General features: G+C 71.0%; 14 protein-coding genes and 3 pseudogenes. 9 read left to right on the forward strand and 8 right to left on the reverse strand.

Translation table 11 applies throughout. The features are described 5' to 3' along the window. Window positions 1–19 precede the first annotated feature (19 nt). Entirely contained in the window at window positions 20–373 is a 354-nt protein-coding gene (locus QP939_RS12155) for a VOC family protein (protein WP_285456849.1), read from the reverse strand. A gap of 185 nt (window positions 374–558) precedes the next feature. Here QP939_RS12155 and QP939_RS12160 point away from each other — a divergent pair, with 185 nt between their 5' ends. Further along, a complete protein-coding gene (locus tag QP939_RS12160; protein ID WP_434219645.1) occupies window positions 559–1,248 on the forward strand; it encodes a FadR/GntR family transcriptional regulator in 690 nt (229 codons plus the stop codon). Window positions 1,249–1,284: 36 nt separating this feature from the next. Continuing rightward, window positions 1,285–2,097, forward strand: a complete 813-nt coding sequence (locus QP939_RS12165) for a class I SAM-dependent methyltransferase (RefSeq protein ID WP_285456852.1) — start codon at window positions 1,285–1,287, stop codon at window positions 2,095–2,097. Here the strand turns inward: QP939_RS12165 and QP939_RS12170 are convergent. Then, entirely contained in the window at window positions 2,094–2,591 is a 498-nt protein-coding gene (locus QP939_RS12170) for an FBP domain-containing protein (protein WP_285456853.1), read from the reverse strand. The two genes, QP939_RS12165 and QP939_RS12170, sit on opposite strands and share 4 nt — an antisense overlap. A 64-nt stretch (window positions 2,592–2,655) precedes the next feature. On the opposite strand from QP939_RS12170, the gene QP939_RS12175 reads away from it, so the two are divergent. Further along, window positions 2,656–4,155, forward strand: a complete 1,500-nt coding sequence (locus QP939_RS12175; protein ID WP_285456854.1) for an adenylate/guanylate cyclase domain-containing protein — start codon at window positions 2,656–2,658, stop codon at window positions 4,153–4,155. Here QP939_RS12175 and QP939_RS12180 read toward each other — a convergent pair. Then, the gene (locus tag QP939_RS12180) at window positions 4,143–5,132 is read right to left on the reverse strand and encodes a beta-ketoacyl-ACP synthase III (protein WP_285456856.1); all 990 of its coding nucleotides are present in this window, start codon (window positions 5,130–5,132) and stop codon (window positions 4,143–4,145) included. The genes QP939_RS12175 and QP939_RS12180 overlap by 13 nt on opposite strands. A gap of 200 nt (window positions 5,133–5,332) precedes the next feature. On the opposite strand from QP939_RS12180, the gene QP939_RS12185 reads away from it, so the two are divergent. Then, the gene (locus QP939_RS12185; protein ID WP_285456858.1) at window positions 5,333–5,806 is read left to right on the forward strand and encodes an Lrp/AsnC family transcriptional regulator; all 474 of its coding nucleotides are present in this window, start codon (window positions 5,333–5,335) and stop codon (window positions 5,804–5,806) included. A 179-nt stretch (window positions 5,807–5,985) separates the two neighbouring features. Then, window positions 5,986–6,391: pseudogene (locus QP939_RS12190) on the forward strand (SsgA family sporulation/cell division regulator). Between the two features lie 92 nt (window positions 6,392–6,483). Here the strand turns inward: QP939_RS12190 and QP939_RS12195 are convergent. Continuing rightward, on the reverse strand, window positions 6,484–7,587 hold the full coding sequence (locus QP939_RS12195) for a S1 family peptidase (RefSeq protein WP_285456859.1): 1,104 nt from the start codon (window positions 7,585–7,587) through the stop codon (window positions 6,484–6,486). A 445-nt stretch (window positions 7,588–8,032) separates the two neighbouring features. Between QP939_RS12195 and QP939_RS12200 the strand changes: the two genes are divergently transcribed. Beyond that, complete coding sequence (locus QP939_RS12200; RefSeq protein WP_285456861.1) at window positions 8,033–10,942, forward strand: ATP-binding protein; 2,910 nt, start codon at window positions 8,033–8,035, stop codon at window positions 10,940–10,942. A gap of 91 nt (window positions 10,943–11,033) precedes the next feature. Further along, on the forward strand, window positions 11,034–11,642 hold the full coding sequence (locus QP939_RS12205; RefSeq protein WP_285459722.1) for a hypothetical protein: 609 nt from the start codon (window positions 11,034–11,036) through the stop codon (window positions 11,640–11,642). Between the two features lie 188 nt (window positions 11,643–11,830). Here QP939_RS12205 and QP939_RS12210 read toward each other — a convergent pair. From QP939_RS12210 to QP939_RS12225, 4 genes and pseudogenes are all read right to left on the reverse strand, one after another. Further along, window positions 11,831–11,965, reverse strand: a pseudogene (locus QP939_RS12210) (G1 family glutamic endopeptidase); the annotation flags it as partial. A 197-nt stretch (window positions 11,966–12,162) separates the two neighbouring features. Beyond that, the gene (locus tag QP939_RS12215; protein WP_285456863.1) at window positions 12,163–13,212 is read right to left on the reverse strand and encodes an ABC transporter substrate-binding protein; all 1,050 of its coding nucleotides are present in this window, start codon (window positions 13,210–13,212) and stop codon (window positions 12,163–12,165) included. A 14-nt stretch (window positions 13,213–13,226) separates the two neighbouring features. Beyond that, on the reverse strand, window positions 13,227–14,114 hold the full coding sequence (locus QP939_RS12220) for an ABC transporter permease (RefSeq protein ID WP_285456864.1): 888 nt from the start codon (window positions 14,112–14,114) through the stop codon (window positions 13,227–13,229). Then, on the reverse strand, window positions 14,104–14,910 hold the full coding sequence (locus QP939_RS12225) for an ABC transporter ATP-binding protein (protein WP_285456865.1): 807 nt from the start codon (window positions 14,908–14,910) through the stop codon (window positions 14,104–14,106). Before QP939_RS12225 ends, QP939_RS12220 begins: the two co-directional genes overlap by 11 nt. Before the next feature lie 192 nt (window positions 14,911–15,102). On the opposite strand from QP939_RS12225, the gene QP939_RS12230 reads away from it, so the two are divergent. Together QP939_RS12230 and QP939_RS12235 are read left to right on the forward strand one after the other, a co-directional pair. After that, entirely contained in the window at window positions 15,103–16,686 is a 1,584-nt protein-coding gene (locus QP939_RS12230) for a sensor histidine kinase (protein WP_285459723.1), read from the forward strand. Beyond that, window positions 16,683–17,343, forward strand: a pseudogene (locus QP939_RS12235) (response regulator). Before QP939_RS12230 ends, QP939_RS12235 begins: the two are co-directional and overlap by 4 nt.

The following is a 17,343-nucleotide window of genomic DNA, read 5'->3' on the forward strand; positions in this document are numbered from 1 at the left end:
GATGTGGCAGGCCAGACACTCACCGCGGGGTGAAGACGCAGAACTCGTTCCCCTCCGGGTCGGCCATGACGTCCCACTCGGTGTCGCCGCCGCGCTCGCGGAGCAACGTCGCTCCGAGCGCCAGGAGCTCCGCCCGGTCACCGAAGACGTCCAGGTGCATCCGGTTCTTGACGGTCTTCGGCTCCGGGACCGGGTTGAGCCAGATCAGTGGCCCCTCTCCGGCCGGGTCGACGATCGGGACCGGCCAGTCGTCCGGGCGCTCGTCACCGGTCAGGGAGTCGCGGCGGACGTAGCCCAGCGCCCGGCACCACCAGTCCGCCAGGGCCTGGTGGTCGGTCGCGTCGAGGGCCAGGTCCTTGAACTTCGCCGTCATGGCCTGATCATGACAGCCACCACCGACGATTCCGGCAAGATCGCGAAGCCGCGGTGCAGCGGCGCGGGCGGTCGGCGCGTAAGAAGCCGCAGCTGACCTGAAGGAGGCCGGCTGCTGTGCGCGACGGACCACCGCTGGGTCGACACCGACCCGGGATTGACGATGTAGCTGAGAGGATGGGCGGTGTGGACACCGAGCAGGTCTGGAGCGCGACGGTCGACCGGCTGCGGGCGCGGATCGACTCCGGCGAGCTGCCGCCCGGCAGCAGGCTGCCCGCCGAACGCGTTCTGTGCGAGGACCTCGGCATCAGCCGCGGGTCGCTTCGGCAGGCCCTGCGCGTGCTCGACTCCATCGGGTACGTCCAGATCCGCGCCGGTTCCGGGACCTACGTGCGTGAGCAGGAAGAACAGCCGCTGCACACCTGGTTCACCGAGCACGACCAGCTCGTCGAGAAGCTCTTCGACCTGCGCGCGACCGTCGAGCCGACGCTGGCCGACCGGCTGGCCCGGCACGCCACCCCCAAGACCGTCAGCCGGCTCGAGGACAACGTCGCCGAGATGGCGCGAGCCGCCGAGGACGGGGACATGCTGCGGGTCATCGCCACCGATGCCGAGTTCCACCGGGTCATCGCGCAGAACGCCGGCAACGACGACGTCGCCGGGCTGCTGCGGTCCGTGCTCGCCCTCGTCGGCGAGGAACGGCGGGCCGCTTTGAAGCTGCCCGGGCAGATCCGCAAGGCCGTCGACGACCACCGGGCCATCCTGGACGCCATCCGCCGGTCCGATCCGGCCGCCGCGCGGGAGCTGACCCTCAAGCACCTGGTGGACGCCAAGACCTACGCGCACGACTTCGCCGCGCACCCCGAGGAGCGCTAGACTTTTCACAACATTGTGAAAGTTTTGGGGGTCGTGATGGAGAAGGTGCGCTTCACCGAAGAGAAGGCCACCAACCTGGCCACCCTGTACGGCCGCGCGCTCGACTACCGCAGTGCCGCCCCGATCCTCGGCGACAAGGCCGCCGACGACGCCGTCCGGCAGATCGACTACGACTTCGCCAAGCTCGGCATCAACCGCGATTCCGCCGCGAGCGTCACCCTCCGCGCGAAGCCGATCGACGACTGGGCCGCCGAGTACCTGGCCCGGCACCCCGACGCGATCGTGCTGCACCTCGGCTGCGGCCTGGACACCCGGTTCCAGCGCCTCGCCCCGCCGGACACCGTCCACTGGTACGACGTCGACTACCCCGAGGTCGTCGAGCTGCGCGAAAAGCTGTACGGAGACGCGCCGAACCACACGAACCTCGGCTCGTCCGTGACCGACTTCGGCTGGCTCGACCAGGTGCCGTCGGACCGTCCGGCGCTGGTCGTCGCCGAAGGGCTGACGATGTACCTGACCGCGGAGGACGGCACCGAGCTCGTGCGCCGGCTGGTCGCGAAGTTCCCGTCCGGCGAGCTGATCTGCGACGTCTTCAGCAAGCTGGGCATCAAGGCGCAGAAGCTGAACACCCCGGTCCGGCGCGCGAAGGCGACGCTGCACTGGGGCATCGACGACCCGCACGAGCTGGAGCGCTACGGCCTCGACCTGGTGTCCTCTTTGGACGCCGCGCACTGGTCGACGCCGGAGGTCGCGGCCCGGCTGCGGCCCGTCACGCGGTTCCAGCTCCGGTTGCTGAAGTACGTGCCGCCGCTCGCGCGGATGGCTCGCCTCGTGCGGTACCGCTTCTAGCGGGACTCCAGCACGCGCGCCACGAACTTGTGCAGCTTCTCCTCCAGGCGCGCGACGCGTTCCTCGAGCGTGAGCGTCTCGTACGGCTGGGGCACGTCGGACTTCAGCTCCCCGCGGACGTACTGGCAGCACGCGAGGTTCCCGCACGCGTAGATGCCGAGCGTGTTGCCCTCGCGGCCGAGCTTCCCGGCGCGCTTGCCGGAGAACAGGGTGATGTCGGCGAGCCCGTGGGTCGTGGTGCAGAAGCCGCAGACGTTGCTGCGCAGCCGCGACTTCGGCGCCGGGGCGCCGCGCAGCGCGAGCCCGACCACCTCCCCGCCGTACGGCAGCACGAGGTACGCGCGCGACGGCGCCTTCGGGTCGCGCCAGCCGAGGAATTCCCGCCGCTCCCACGGGATCTCTTCGGGCCGGGCGGGCAGCGTGACGCCCTTGGCCTCGCCGCGCGTGCAGTTCACGAAGGACGCCCGGATCTCGTCCTGGCCGAGTGGGTCCATGATCCGCACGGTAACGACCGGGCACCGGCGGTGGCCACGGGTTTTCGGCCGTACGATCACCAGCGTGCGCAGGATCGCCGTGGGGAACTTCCGGGTGGTGTTGCGCACCAGCCTGGGCTTCGCCGGGCTGGGGGTCGGCTCCAGCGTCGCCGGGTCCGGCGTGGTCGCCCTGTTGCTCGTGCTGCAGGGGCTGCCGAACGACGTCGGCGACCGGGGCTGGGTGCTCGGGCTGACCGCCGCCGGGATCGTCGCTCTCTCGCTGCTCGTCGGGACACTGTGGACGGCGTGGCTGCAGCGGCGCACCGCCATCTGGTTCGTGCTCGGGCGGCCGCCGTCGGAAAGCGAGGCACGGCGGGCGCTGCGGCTGCCCGTCGACATGGCCGTGGTCAGCGGCACGCTCTGGCTCATCGGCACGGCCGTCCTGAGCGTGCTCGCCGGGGTGCTCGGCTCGGTCGACGACGCCGTCGGCATGGCGACCGTCATCGGGCTCGGCGGGCTGACCACCGTCGGCCTCACCTACCTCGCCGCCGAATGGGTCGCGCGGCCGGTCATGACCATCGCTCTCGAGGTGCTCCCGCCGCGTGGCTCGCTGCCGGTGACCGTCCTGACCCGGCTCGTCGTCACCTGGGCGCTGGCCAGCGGCGTCCCGTTCGTCGGCGTCCTGCTCATCGCCACCCCGCCCGACCTCGGCTCCGGCAACCACACGGCGAGCCTCATCATGCTGTCGGTGATCGGCCTCGGCGTCGGCGCGATCGGCACGGCGTTGCTGGCCAGGGCGGTCGCGGCGCCGCTGCACCGGCTGCGCGTCGCGCTCGACGAGATCGCGCGCGGCAACACCGGTGTCAGCGTCGACGTCGACGACTCCAGCGAGATCGGCCTGCTCCAGACATCGGTGAACCAGCTCGCCGCCGGCCTGCGGGAGCAGGCGCGGATGCGGGACCTCTTCGGCAGGCACGTCGGCGCCGACGTCGCCCGGCACGCCCTCGAGTACGGCGCCTCGCTCTCCGGCGACGTCCGCGAGGTGACGGCGTTGTTCGTCGACGTCGTCGACTCGACGGCGCTGGCCTACCGCACCCCGCCGGAGGAGCTGGTCGGCAAGCTCAACCGGCTGTTCGCCGCGGTCGTCTCCGCGGTCAACGCGCGCGGCGGGCTGGTCAACAAGTTCCAGGGCGACGCCGCGTTGTGCATCTTCGGCGCACCGACGCGGCTCGCGGACGCGCCGACCGCCGCTCTTTCCGCGGCCCGGGCCATCCGGGACGCCGTGCGCGAGACCGGCGAGCTCGACCTCGGCATCGGCGTCTCCAGCGGGCCGGTGTTCGCCGGGCAGCTCGGCTCCAGCAGCCGCCTCGAGTACACGGTGATCGGCGACGCGGTCAACGAGGCCGCGCGGCTGACCGAGCTGGCGAAGGCGACGCCGTCACGCATCCTCGCGAGCGACGCCGTCGTCTCGGCGGCACTGCCGAGCGAGGCCGCGCACTGGGAGAAGCTCGGCGAGCTGGAGCTGCGCGGCCGCCAGGAGGCGACGCCGACTTGGACGACCGGCCCGGAACCTCAGGACGGCTGACCCAGGTCCGGCCAGCGCAGCACCGTCGACCCCCAGGTCAGGCCCGCGCCGAACGCGCTGAGCAGGACGCGGTGGCCGGGCGCGAGGGTGCCGTCGGCACGGGCGTCGGCCAGCGCGAGCGGGATGGACGCGGCGCTGGTGTTGCCGACCCGGTCGATGTTGGCGACGACGGCGTCGGCGGGCATGCCGAGCTGCTTCGCCGTCGCCTGGAGGATCCGGATGTTCGCCTGGTGGCCGACGAAGCGGTCGACGTCGCCGACCATCCAGCCCGCGCGATCAAGCACAGTCCGGGACGACTCCGCCATCCGCGCGCAGGCGTGCCGGAACACCGCGGTGCCCTGCATCGCGAGGAACCGGTCGGCCGGGGTGTCGGACAGCCGCTTCCGGGCGCCGCCCGCCTCGACCCACAGCAGGTCGGCGTGGTCGCCCTCGCTGTGCAGGTCGAACGGCCCGAACGCGCCGGGCTCGTCGGCGCTCCCGGCCCGCAGCAGGACCGCGCCCGCGCCGTCGCCGAAGATCGGGACGGTCGTGCGGTCGTCCGGGTCGATGAGCGTGGTGAAGGTGTCGGCGCCGATCACGAGCACGCGCTCGGCCATGCCACCCGCGATGAACCCGGCGCCGGTGGCCAGCGCGTAGACGAAGCCGCTGCAGACGGCATTGACGTCGAAGGCCGCGGCCGTACCGAGCCCGAGCCGGGCGGCGACCTGCGGCGCGCTGGCCGGGCAGGGCTGGTCGGGGGTGGAGGTGGCGAGGACGACGACGTCGGCGCCGCCACCGCCCAGCGCTTCCCGGCCCGCCTCGACCGCGAGGTCCACAGTGGACTCGCCGGGCCCGGCGACGCGGCGCTCGCGGATCCCGGTGCGGGTCCGGATCCACTCGTCCGTGGTGTCGAGCCGGGCGGCGATCTCGTGGTTGCCCAGGACTTTCGTCGGCAGCCACGAACCGATTCCGGTCAGCACGGCGGCAGGTGCGGGCACGGGAAAGCCTCCCCACGCCGGCGGGTTGGCGGGCGACCGGCTGGTCTTCCACTTGTATGGGCTACCCCCTGGTAGACCGGTCAGTTGTGTTCCAGCTCACTCAGAAAGTTGTTTCATCTTCGCTTCGAACGGAGTAGTGAGCGGCGTCACGGATGAGTGATCGGAGGCGGATTGTCGGGGGTGCCCGTTAGCCTGCTGAGGTGCAGACTCCCGACCTCGACCAGCTGGACATCGCCATCCTCGCCTGCCTCCAGGAGGACGCCCGGACCATCGCCGAGACGATCGGCGCGAAGGTCGGCCTCTCGGCTGCGGCGGTGCAACGGCGGATCAAGCGGCTGCGCGAGGCGGGCGTCATCGAGCGCGAGGTCGCGGTGCTCTCGCCGGACGCGCTCGGGCTGAGCATGACGTTCGTGGTCATGGTCGAGATGGAGCGGGAGAACCTCGCGGTCCTGGACGCGTTCCGCCGCCAGGTCCTCGCCGACGACTGCGTGCAGCAGTGCTACTACGTCACCGGCAACGCGGACTTCGTGCTGATCGTGACGTGCCCCGACATGGCGGGCTTCGAGGCCTTCACCCGGCGGATGTTCTTCGACAACCCGAACGTCCGGCACTTCACCACCAGCGTGGCCATGGACCGGGTCAAGGTCGGGCTCAACCTGCCGCTGGGGCCGTAGCGCCGTCACCATCCGTCGTCGCGTGAGCGCAAGGGGTATGTGCCCGGCGTTACACCACAATGGACGGATGCAACCGATCAAGTGAACGTGAGAGTTTCTCCGTCATGGCGGAAGCCCCTGGTCATCTCCTTGCCGAACAGTTCGCGCCGCGCGAACCACCCGAGACTCCAGGAGGGGCCGTGCACACCGACGCCGTACACCAGAGCCAGTTCGTGGTGCTGAACGAGAGCACCACGCCCGTTCTCTCGCGCCTCTCCTACCACGCGCACGAACCCTTCGCGGTCACCGTTTCCTTCCGGACCGAGCGCGGCCGGTGGATCGAGTGGACCTTCGCCCGTGACCTGCTCGTGTCCGGGCTCGACGAGCCGGCCGGCCTCGGCGACGTCCGGATCCGCCCGGACCTGTCCGACGACGAAGACTTCCTGACCCTGGAAATCGAGTCACCGGACGGCTACGCGTCGTTCGAGCTTCGAGGTCGAGGACGTCCGCACGTTCCTCGAAGCGTCCTACGAACTGGTGCCGCTCGGCGAAGAGAGCGCGCACTTCGACGTCGACGGGCTGATCGAGGAGATCAGCAACGTCTGACCCCTGAACCTCCCAATCCCGCGGCGAGGACGAAGGGCGGGTTTCGAGTGCGCTGGAGGCACTCGAAACCCGCCCTTTCGCTGTTTCTGGGATCAGCTGGTCTTCAGGGTGGTGCCGGTGCCCGACAGCGCGCCGGCGATCGGGTAGAAGTACGTCACGCTGGTGTTGCCGCCGGACAGGACGCCCTGCGCGTAGTTGCCGGCGATGAAGCCGCCGCCGGAGTCACCGGCCGCCGAGCGGACGTTGGTCGCGGTCATGCCGTTGACCGTGCCCTCGGCGTAGCGGACGCTCTGGTTCTTGGCGCCGATGGTGCCGCAGGTCCAGCCGGTGGTCGAGCCGGCCTTGCAGACCGACGAGCCGGTCGCCGCGTTCGACTGCCCGCGCACCGCGGTCCCGTTGTTCATCTGCGCGACCGGGGTCCAGTTGCTGTTGGTCCGGACCGCGGCGTAGTCGACACCCGGGAAGCGGTAGGTGATCCAGCTGCCGAGCGAGGCGCCGTTCGACCCGGTCAGCGAGCCGCCGCCGGTCAGCGCGCCGCAGTGGCCGGCGGTCACGAAGCCGGTCGTGGTCGCGAAACCGACCGAGCAGCGCGACGAGCCGCCGATGTAGTAGGCGTCACCGCCGCGGATGTTGGCGTGCAGCGTGGGCTTCGAGGTCGCGTCGAGGATCGTGACCGACGACTTGTCCACACCGGACTGCGCGAGGAACGCGTCAGCCGCGGCGCGCTGGCCCTGCAGCACGGAAAGGGTGACGCGGTTGGTGGCGGAGTCCACGCCCCAGCCGGTGATCGCGTACGGAGCCGAGGCGTCGAGGGCCTTGAACCTGTCCACAGTGGAGTCGAGCTGGCGGGCGCTGAACTTCACGACTTCCGCTTCCGCGCCCGCTTCGCGGATCTTGCCGACGAGCGCGGCGTCGGTGGTCTGGATGTGCGCCTTGCCCGTGGCGGCGTTGTAGGTCGCGCCACCGTAGGCGGCGCCGAGCGTCGCGCTCACGGCTTCGGTGACCTTGTTCGCGACTTCTTCGCTCTTCAGCCGCGACAGCACCTGGTCGTGGCTCAGGCCGAGGTCGCGCTGCATCGCGGGCACGATGTCCGGGTTCAGCAGGTCCTGGCCCGACGCGGGGACGGCGGTCGCGGCGAGCGCGCCCGTCGCCATCACGGTCGCGGCAGCGGCACCGAGAAGTCTGGCGATCTTCATGCTTCTCCCTAGGTGGTTACGCGCGGCTCTGCACCGGCCACGCAGTGGTACTCCCCCGGGTGAGGGTCCCCGCAGTGGGCGTTACGGTGCAATCCGGGCGCCCGGCGAATGGGTATACGCATTCACTCCGGACGAATCCCCTGCTCCAAGGGCTCCCCGCGGCGCAACGTCACCCGGTCGGACAGGTCCTTAAGTAGGGTTTCCGTGAACTACTTTCAGTAGCAACCGCCTCCCCCGGAACGCGTGATGCCCGGCCGGAACGGGGTCATCGCCGTGGTTTCGTACGCGCTGTGACCCAGGACCGGCGAATCCCGTGGCAAACCGGTGACAGCCGGTAGGCGGACGTGTGACGGCCGTACCGACCACCTATTCCGTTAATGGTTTACGGAGCGTCGAGCCCTGCTTAGGCTCCGCGCACAACCCCGGTGCGCGTCGAGGAGGTCGTATGTGGCTCACGGCTCCCCGCCCCACCACGGTGAGCGTCCGGTCGGGACCCGCCCGGCTGACCGGCCGCGACACCGAGCTCGACGCGATCGTCGACGTGCTCAAGCGGCGCCCGGCCGCCGTGCTCATCGAGGGCGAACCCGGCATGGGCCGCACCCGGCTGCTCGCGGAGATCGGGCGGCGCAAGGAGTTCGCGGACGGCCGCGTGCTCACCGGGGCCTGCCAGCCGCTGCGGGAACCGTTCCCCTACGGGCCCGTCTTGGAAGCGCTTCGCGGGGTCGGCGACGCGCGGCTCGGGCCGCTCAGCCCGGTCGCCGGCGTGCTGCGGCCGTTGCTGCCGGAACTCGCGGAAGCGCTTCCCCCGCGTCCCGAACCACTGGCCGACCCGGTCGCCGAGCGCCACCGCGTCTTCCGCGCGGTGCGGGAACTGCTGGTGGCGTGCGGGCCGACGCTCGTGCTGGTCGACGACCTCCAGTGGGCCGACGAGGACACCCGCGACCTCATGCGGTTCCTGGCCGGGTCGATGCCGCCGGAGCTGGCGGTGGTCGCCACCTACCGGTCCGCCACCGACGTGCGTCCCGGGCCACTGGGTGCCCCCTTCCGCACCGACCCGGCCGTCCACTCCGCCCGCGTCGCGCTCGGCGCGCTCGACGTCCCCGCGGTGCGGCGGCTCGCCGTCGAAATCCTCGAACTGCCCCGCGTCACCGACGAGTTCGCGGCGAAGCTGCACGAGTGCACCGCCGGGATCCCGTTCGTGGTCGAGGAAACGCTGCGGGCGCTGAAGGAAGCGGCCGAACGGCTCCCGGTCGGCGAAGTCCTTTCCGACCGGTTGCTGGAGAACCTCGAAGTGCCGGTGCTGCTGCGGGAAGCCGTCACCGAACGGCTGGCCGCGCTGCCCGAGCAGGCCGTCCGGCTCGCGGGCGCGGCCGCGGTGCTCGGCGTCGGCGCCGAAGCCGCCGTGCTGGGCGAGCTGGCCGGGCTCACCGACGACACCCTCCGCACGGCGTTGCTCGCCGCGCTGTCCGGCGGGGTGCTCGGCGAAGTCGGCGACGGCAAGTACGGCTTCCGGCACCCGTTGGCGCGCAAGGCGGTCTACGACACGGTGAGCGGGCCCGAGCGCGCGTTGCTGCACGCGCAGGCGATCCGCGTGCTCGCCGCGCGGCCGTCGCCGCCGCTCACGCTGCTGGCCCGGCACTCGCGCGCGGCCGGGCGCGTCGACCAGTGGCGCCACTACGCCGAGGCGGCCGCCGACGAGGCGATCACCCGCGGCGAGACGTCCCGCGCGATCGACCTCCTGCAGTCCGTGCTCGCCGAACCCGGACCGGCGCAGGCGGACATCGGGCGCGTGGCGGGCAAGCTGAGCCAGGTCGCGCTGCGCGGCTTCCGCCCGGACGTCATCGGCACGCTGCAACGCGTCCTCGAAGAGGTGACGCTGCCGCCGTCGGTCCGCGGCTCGATCCGGCTGAGCCTCGGCATGCTGCAGGTCCGGACCATCGGCGGGCTCGGCCGCGGCCGCCTCGAGGTCGAGCGCGCGGTCGGCGAGCTCACCGACCGCCCGGATCTCGCCGCGCGCGGGATCACCCTGCTCGCGCAGCCGATCGACGGGCTGACGCCGTTGTCGTGGCACGAAACCTGGCGCGCCCGCGCGGGCGAGGTGTACGACCGGCTCGACGACCCCGAGCTGCGGCTCGCGCTGACCGTGGACCGCATCGCGGCCGCGTCGCACGTCGGCGACGGGTCGGCGTGGGCGGAGTTCGAAGCGCTTTCCGACACGGTCGGCACGGTCGCCGAGCGCGTCCAGCTGGCCCGGCTGTGGTGCAACCTCGCCGACGGCCAGTCGTGGGCGGGCCACCTCGACCGCGCGGACCGGCTGGTGACCGAAGGCGTCCGGCGCGCGACCGACGCGGGCGCGTTGTACGCGATCGGCCTGATCCAGGGCACCCGCGTCCGGCTGGACTGGGTGCGCGGGCGCTGGTCCGGGCTCGCGGAAGCGGCCGAGCAGCTGCGCGACAGCTACCCGGAGCTGGGCCCGATCGTCATGGAGTCGTCGCTGGTGCTGGGCGGGCTGGCGGCGGTGCGCGGCGAGTTCGCGGCGGCGCAACGGCACCTGAAAGCGGCGAGCGTGCACGCGCCGGACCGCGGCCCGATCCCGGTGGTGCTCTCGGCGGCCGGGGTGCTGATCTCGGTGCTGCTGGCGACGGACGACGTCGAGGGCGCGTGCGCGGTGGCCGACACGGCGGTGGCCGCGGCCGGGCGCAAGGGCGTCTGGATCTGGGCGGCGGCCCTGGTCCCGGCGGCGGCACAGGCGTACGCACGGGCCGGACGCTGGCCGGAGGCCGACAGCGTCGTGGAGGCGTTCGCCCGCGGGATCGAGGGCCGCGACGCACCGGTGGCCGCGGCGGCTTTGGTGGCCGGACGCGCGGTGCTGCTCGAAGCGCGGGGCAAGCACCTGGCCGCGGCGACGTTGTTCGACGAGGCGGCGGCGGGCTACGCGGCCTTGCCGATGCCCTACCCGGCGACGGGCACGCGCGAGCGGGCGGCGTTGTGCCGGCTCGCGGCGGGCAACCGCGACGCCGTCGAGGAGCTGACGTCGGCGGCCGAGGCGTACGAGCAGCTGGGCGCCACCCGGGATGCGGGGCGGTGCCGTCACCAGCTGCGGGAGCACGGCGCGTGGGCACCTTCGCAACGCGGGCGGCGGGGCTACGGGAGTGAGCTGTCGCCGCGGGAGCGTGAAGTGGCGAGGATGCTGGCGGAGGGCCGGACGAACCGCGAGATCGCCGACGGGCTGTTCCTCTCGCCCCGCACGGTCGAGCAGCACGTGGCGAAGGTGCTGCGGAAGCTGGGCGCGCGGTCGAGGACGGACGTGGCTCGCAAGCTCCCGGGCGAAGTGACGACGGCACCGGCTGGCTAGCCGCGCGGCGGCGTCCTACCTTGAGCGCGTGACAGAAGAGGCACTTCCCGCCTGGCGCCGGCGGACCTCCGGGGAGACGCGCTGGCCCGCGATGGGCGTCGTCGTCACCACGCTCGTGCTGCAGGTCGCCCTGCCCGACGACATGGCGCTGCACCCGTGGTGGCTGCTGCCCGGCGTCTCCGTGCTGCTCGTCGTGGCCCTGCTGCTGGTCAACCCGGGCCGGATGACACAGTTCAGCGCCGTCGAGCGGGGCATCTCGCTGCTCATCGTCGGGCTCGTCACCGTCGTGAACGGCTGGTCGGCGGCGACCCTGGTCTACGGCATCGGGACCGGCACCATCGGCGACCGCGCCGGGGCCGTGCTCGTCACCGGCGGGGTCGTCTACTGGACGAACGTCGTCGTCTTCTCGCTCTGGTACTGGGAGTTCGACCGGGGTGGTCCCGGCCGCCGCGCCGCGGGCCGGGCCGTTTTCCCCGACCTGCAGTTCCCGCAGATGGCCGACCCGGACCTGGCGCACCGGGACTGGGAACCGTCCTACTTGGACTACCTGTACTTCTCGTTCACCAACGCGGCCGCCTTCAGCCCCACCGACGTCATGCCCCTGCGGATCTGGGCCAAGATGACGATGATGCTGCAGGCCGCCATCTCGCTGGTGCTCGCCCTGATGGTCGTCGCGTGGGCGGTCGGTGGCCTGAAGTGACTCAGTGCCGCGAAATCGTGAAGCTCTGCCCGTCCGAGCCGATCGCGCCCGGGATCCACGTGTAGCTGCCGCGGTCGTCGGCGTTCAGCGCGGACGGTGATCCCACCCGAAATGCTCGGGTAGGAGTCGGTCGGCGACTCGATGATGGCTTCCGCCGACGCGTGCTTCGACGTCAGCGACTTCGTGGTGGACTTGGACCAGCCCTTGGTGGTGTCGGACAGGTCCAGGCGGTAGGTGTTCGTGGCCGTGCGGGTCACGGTCGCGGTGATGTGGTCGCCCGCGCTGACCGACACGTTGTAGTACACCGGCGCGGCCGGGTACATCTCGTACCAGGCCGAGTACACCGGACGCGTGCGCGGTGCCGGAAACAGCCAAGCCCGCGGCGGCCCGTGTGGACGCGGACAGCACTTTCGAATGGTCTTCCCATTGTCCGGAAAGACCCGTAAAGGCCTCCGCGGGGGAAAGAGGCCTTTACGGGTCCATTTCGCTCACCAACCGCCCGGTCAGGTGAGCGGGGCTGCTAGCCCTGCTTCGCGGCCGCGTCGACGAATTCCGTCGTGTACGTCTTCGACAGGTCGATCGAGGCCTTCTTCGGCTGCACGTTCTTCGAGAAGCTGGAAAGCACCTCGAGGACGTTCTTCGCGCCGTCGGCGTCCATCTTGCCGTCGCCGTTGAACATGCCGATGCTGTCCTTGATGGACTTGACGTACAGCGCCTTGTCACCGCCGCTGTAGGACGGCGGCATCTTCGCCGCGATCTCCTCCGGGCTGTGCTGGTCGATCCACTTCAGCGTGGCCACGAAGGCGTTGGCCAGCTTCTGCACGGCGTCCTTGTTCCGGTCCACGAAGTCGCAGCTCATGTACAGCGACGACGCCGGGTACAGCCCGCCCAGCGCGGCCTTCGTGCCCTCGGGCGTCCGCAGGTCGTAGAGCACCTTCGCCTTGCCCGTGTTGGTCAGCTGCGCGATCGTCGGGTCGGTCGTCATGCCGCCGTCGATGCCGCCGTTGTCCAGGCTGGCGATGAACGTCTGCCCGGCGCCGACCTTGACCGGCGTGTACTGGTCGGCCCCGACGCCCGCCTTGGCCGCCAGCGCCTTCGTGAGGAAGTCGGTGGACGAACCGAGCGACGTCACGCCCAGCTTTTTGCCCTTGAAGTCCGCCGAACTCTTGATCTGGTCGGCGTGCTTGGTGCCGACGACCTCGGCTTCACCCGGGATGTTGGCCAGCTGGACCACGCTCTTGATGCACTGGTCCTTGGCCTGCAGGTCGATCGTGTGGTCGTAGAACCCGACCACGCCCTGTACCTGCCCCGCGACGAGCGCGGTTTCGGCGTTGGCGCCCGACTGCTCGCTCTGCAGCTCGACGTCGATGCCCTGCGCGGCGAAGTTCCCGAGCTGCTGGGTGAGCATGGCGGGCAGGTAGATGACCTTTTCCAGACCCCCGACCATGATCGTGACCTTCGGCTTGCCGCCCTCGCCCGTCGCGGCGACGCGGGAGTCCTGGCAGGCGGTGGTCGCGGCCGCCACCACGGTCAGCGCGGCGAGCGCGCCGGCGATGCGTCGAATCCTCATCGATTCGTTCCCTTTCAGATGGCAGTCTTGTCACTGGTGGCGGACATCGAGGGCCGCCACCGGAGAAGCCGGTTTTCGAGGTTTCCGATGCCCCACTCGGCGAACAGGGCGACGACGGTGATGATGATCATCGCGGCGTAAATGCCCGCGGAGTCGAACGTGCCCTGCGCGTTCGAGATGAGGAAGCCGATGCCCGCCTTGGACCCGGCGTACTCGCCGACGACCGCGCCGATCAGCGCGAAGCCGAACGCGGTGTGCAGCGAGGAGAGGATCCACGACGTCGCGCTCGGCAGCACGATCGACTTCATCACCTGCATCCGGCCCGCGCCGAGGATGCGCGCGTTGTCGATCAGGTTGCGGTCCACCTCGCGGGCGCCGGTGAAGGCGTTGAAGAACACCACGAAGAACACCAGCACGACGACGGTGGCGACCTTCGACGCCAGGCCGAGGCCGAACCAGATCACGAACAGCGACGCGAGCACGATGCGCGGCACGGCGTTGGCGGCCTTGATGAACGGCGCGAGCACGTCGGCCAGGTACTGGCTGCGGCCGAGGACGACACCGAGGATGACACCGGCCACCGCGCCGATGGCGAAGCCGACCAAGGCCTCCTCGACCGTGACCCACAGCTGGTACCAGAGCGAACCGAAGTCGGTGCCGCTGGTGATCCACTCGCTCAGCCGCTCCCAGATGCGCGAGGGCTTCGAGTAGAAGAACGGGTCGATCCAGTAGGTCGCGGTCAGCTCCCAGCTGCCGAGCCAGACGACCACCAGCGCCAGCCGCAGCAGCCACGTGTTGCGCCTGCGCCGCGACGACGCCCGCTTGGCCTTCGTGAGGATGTCCTGCTCGGTTTCCAGCACCGGCAGGGAAGCGGCCGGGGCCGCCGGGGTCTCAAGCGACATTGCTCGCTCCCTTCTCACGGGCCTTGTCGACCTCGCTGCGCAGTGATTCCCAGATGTCGGCGTAGAGCTTGCGGAACTCCTCGGTCAGCCGCAGGTCCTCGACCTTCCGCGGCCGCTCCAGCGGGATCTCGAAGACGTCCTTCACGGTCGCGGGCGACGTCGTCAGCACGACGACCTTGTCCGCCAGCGCGATCGCCTCGTCGAGGTCGTGCGTCACGAAGATCACCGCGGCGCCCGAACCGGACCACAGCCGCAGCAGCTCGTCCTGCATCAGCGCCCGCGTCTGGACGTCCAGCGCCGAGAACGGCTCGTCCATCAGCATGATCTTCGGCTTGGTGACCAGGGTCTGGGCCAGGGCGACGCGCTTGCGCATGCCGCCGGAGAGCTGGTGCGGGTAGTACTTCTCGAACCCGGCGAGCCCGACGCGGGCGATCCAGTCGACGGCCTGCGCGCGGGCCTCCGCCTTCGGCACCCCGCGGAACCGCGGCCCGGAAGCGACGTTGTCCAGCACTGAGCGCCACGGCATCACGGCGTCGTTCTGGAACATGTAGCCGACACCGTCCGGAATGGACTTCACGTCCTCGCCGTTCACCCGCACCCGGCCGGCGGACGGCGGCTGCAGGCCCGAGACCAGCGAGAGCGTCGTCGACTTGCCGCAGCCCGTCGGGCCGACGACGGCGACGAACTCGCCGGGCTGCACGGTCATGGTCAGATCGCGGACGGCCGTGTGCACGGAACCGGACCCGCTCGGGAACCGTTTGGTGGCTCCGGTGAGTTCGATCAGTGGGGGAACCATGGGGAGGTGACTCCTTCGTCACGTGGTGGGGCTCACGTTGGGAAGGGACGTTAAGTACGCGTGGGGCCCGCGTGAAGCTTGTCGACGTTCTGCGTGGCAAGTGCTCGTTATGCATGTTTTGCTCATTTAGCGCACGGCGCTGACCAGGGGGTATGGTCTCCAGCCATGCCAAAGTGGGCGCTCTTCCCGCGCATGCGGTTCAGCAGGCAGGTGCTGCTGCTGCAGATCGGCGTGGTCTTCCTCGTCGTCGGGATCGGCGTCGCGCTCGTCAGCGCGCTCCTGTCACGAACGCTCACCAACCAGTACGGGGAGCGGGCCCTGGCCATCGCGAAGTCGGTGGCGGTGGACCCGGTGGTCGTCGCGAACGCCACCGCGAAGATCCCCGGCGGCGCCCTCGAGGAGCGGGCGCTGGCCGTCACCGCGCGGAACGACGCCCTGTTCGTAGTGATCACCGACGACCGGGGCATCCGGCTCGCGCACCCGACGGAAAGCCTGATCGGGCAGCGTGTCAGCACCTCGCCCGACCGCGCACTCGCCGGAGAAGACGACGTCAGCGCCGTGCAGAGCGGCACGCTCGGCCTGTCCGTCCGCAGCAAGACGCCGATCTGGACGCCGGACCACGGGCGGGTGGTCGGCGAGGTGAGCGTCGGCTTCGACGTGGCCGATCCGACCGGCGCTTTCAACCGCCTGCTGACGATCACGCTGCTGTTCGCGGGCGGCGCGCTCTTGCTCGGCGCGGGCGCCTCGGCGCTGTTGAACCGGCGGCTGCGGCGCGTCACGCACGGCCTCGAACCGCACGAACTCACCGAGCTGCTCTACGAACGCGAAGCCGTGCTGCACGGGATCGGCGAAGGCGTGCTCGCGGTGGACGAGAGCAACCGCGTCTCGGTGCGCAACGACGAGGCCGAACGCCTGCTCGGCACCGAACTCCCGATCGGCGCGTCAATGGCTGAGCTGAAGCTGTCGCCTCGCCTGCACAAGGCCGTCGCCGAGGGACGTCCGGTCGACAACCTCCTCGCGGTGGCCGGAAACCGCGTGCTGGTCATCAATTCGCGGGCCGTCCGGCTCGACGACCGGCCGATCGGCACCGTGCTGACCTTCCGCGACCGCACCGACCTCGACACGCTCACCCGCGAGCTGGACGGCATCCGCGCGCTGTCCGACGGCCTCCGCGCGCAGCGGCACGAGTTCGCCAACCGGCTGCACACGCTCTACGGGCTGCTCCAGCTCGGCCACCACACCGAAGCCGTCGAGTATCTGCAGACGCTGACGGACTCGACGTCGGTTCGGCCGAGCGAGCTGGGCGACGCGGTCGCCGACCCGTACCTCCAGGCGCTGCTGGTCGCGAAAACCGAGCAGGCGCAGGAAAAGGGCCTCACACTCAAGCTCGCCGACGACACCTGGGTGCCGACGACCGTGACCGACCCGATCGCCGCGAACACCGTGATCGGCAACCTCGTCGACAACGCCCTGCACGCCGCTCGCATGGGCCCGCGGCGCCCGGCCACCGTCGAGGTCGGCCTGCTCGCCGAGGGCGACACCCTGCACGTGTCCGTTGTGGACAGTGGCCCGGGCGTGCCGGAAGACCTGCGGCAGACGTTGTTCGACGAAGGCGTGTCGACGAAGATCTCGCCCGGGCACGGGCTCGGCCTGGCCCTCGCCCGCCAAGCGGCCCGCGCCCGCGGCGGTGACGTCTGGCTGGCCGACCCCGGCGAAGGCGAGACCGGGGCCCTGTTCGTCGCGAAACTGCCCGGAATGCTCACGGAGGACGGATGATCCGCACGCTGATCGTGGACGACGACTTCCGCGTCGCCGGGGTGCACGCCGGCTTCGTCGAGGAGGTCGAGGGTTTCGCGGTGGTCGGCACCGCGCACACCGCGGCCGAGGCGCGCGCCCGCGTCCGCGAGCTTCTCCCCGGACCTGATCCTGCTCGACGTCTACCTGCCCGACGAGTCCGGCCTCGCGGTGCTGCCCGAGCTGCAGACGGACACGATCGTGCTGTCCGCGGCGACCGACAGCGCGTCGGTGGCCGCGGCGATCCGGGCGGGCGCGCTGAACTACCTCATCAAGCCGTTCACCACGCGCCAGCTCGCGGAACGCCTGACGGCGTACGCGCGGTTCCGCGGCCTCCTCACCGAAGACCGTGCGCTGGCCCAGGACGACGTGGACCGCGCGTACCGGGTGCTGCACGACCAGGACCGCACGTCGGCGCCGAAGGGTCAGTCGACGGCGACGGCCCGGCTCGTCTCGGAGCAGCTGCGCACGGCGGGCCGCCCGCTGTCGGCCGCGGAGGTCGCCGGGGAGCTGGGCATGGCGCGGGCGACGGCGCAGCGGTACCTCACGGCGCTGGCGGAGTCGGGCACGGTCCGGATGCGGCTGCGCTACGGCGCCACCGGGCGCCCCGAGCACGAGTACGTCTGGAGCGGCGCCTGA

The organism is Amycolatopsis nalaikhensis (assembly GCF_030264295.1).
Lineage (GTDB): Bacteria > Actinomycetota > Actinomycetes > Mycobacteriales > Pseudonocardiaceae > Amycolatopsis > Amycolatopsis nalaikhensis.

Coding starts and splice junctions, on each gene's coding strand:
- QP939_RS12200 (WP_285456861.1), top strand. CDS start 8,033: ATGTGGCTCACGGCTCCCCGCCCCACCACGGTGAGCGTCCGGTCGGGA.
- QP939_RS12230 (WP_285459723.1), top strand. CDS start 15,103: ATGCGGTTCAGCAGGCAGGTGCTGCTGCTGCAGATCGGCGTGGTCTTC.
- QP939_RS12215 (WP_285456863.1), bottom strand. CDS start 13,212: ATGAGGATTCGACGCATCGCCGGCGCGCTCGCCGCGCTGACCGTGGTG.
- QP939_RS12165 (WP_285456852.1), top strand. CDS start 1,285: ATGGAGAAGGTGCGCTTCACCGAAGAGAAGGCCACCAACCTGGCCACC.
- QP939_RS12155 (WP_285456849.1), bottom strand. CDS start 373: ATGACGGCGAAGTTCAAGGACCTGGCCCTCGACGCGACCGACCACCAG.
- QP939_RS12195 (WP_285456859.1), bottom strand. CDS start 7,587: ATGAAGATCGCCAGACTTCTCGGTGCCGCTGCCGCGACCGTGATGGCG.
- QP939_RS12225 (WP_285456865.1), bottom strand. CDS start 14,910: ATGGTTCCCCCACTGATCGAACTCACCGGAGCCACCAAACGGTTCCCG.
- QP939_RS12205 (WP_285459722.1), top strand. CDS start 11,034: ATGGGCGTCGTCGTCACCACGCTCGTGCTGCAGGTCGCCCTGCCCGAC.
- QP939_RS12170 (WP_285456853.1), bottom strand. CDS start 2,591: ATGGACCCACTCGGCCAGGACGAGATCCGGGCGTCCTTCGTGAACTGC.
- QP939_RS12220 (WP_285456864.1), bottom strand. CDS start 14,114: ATGTCGCTTGAGACCCCGGCGGCCCCGGCCGCTTCCCTGCCGGTGCTG.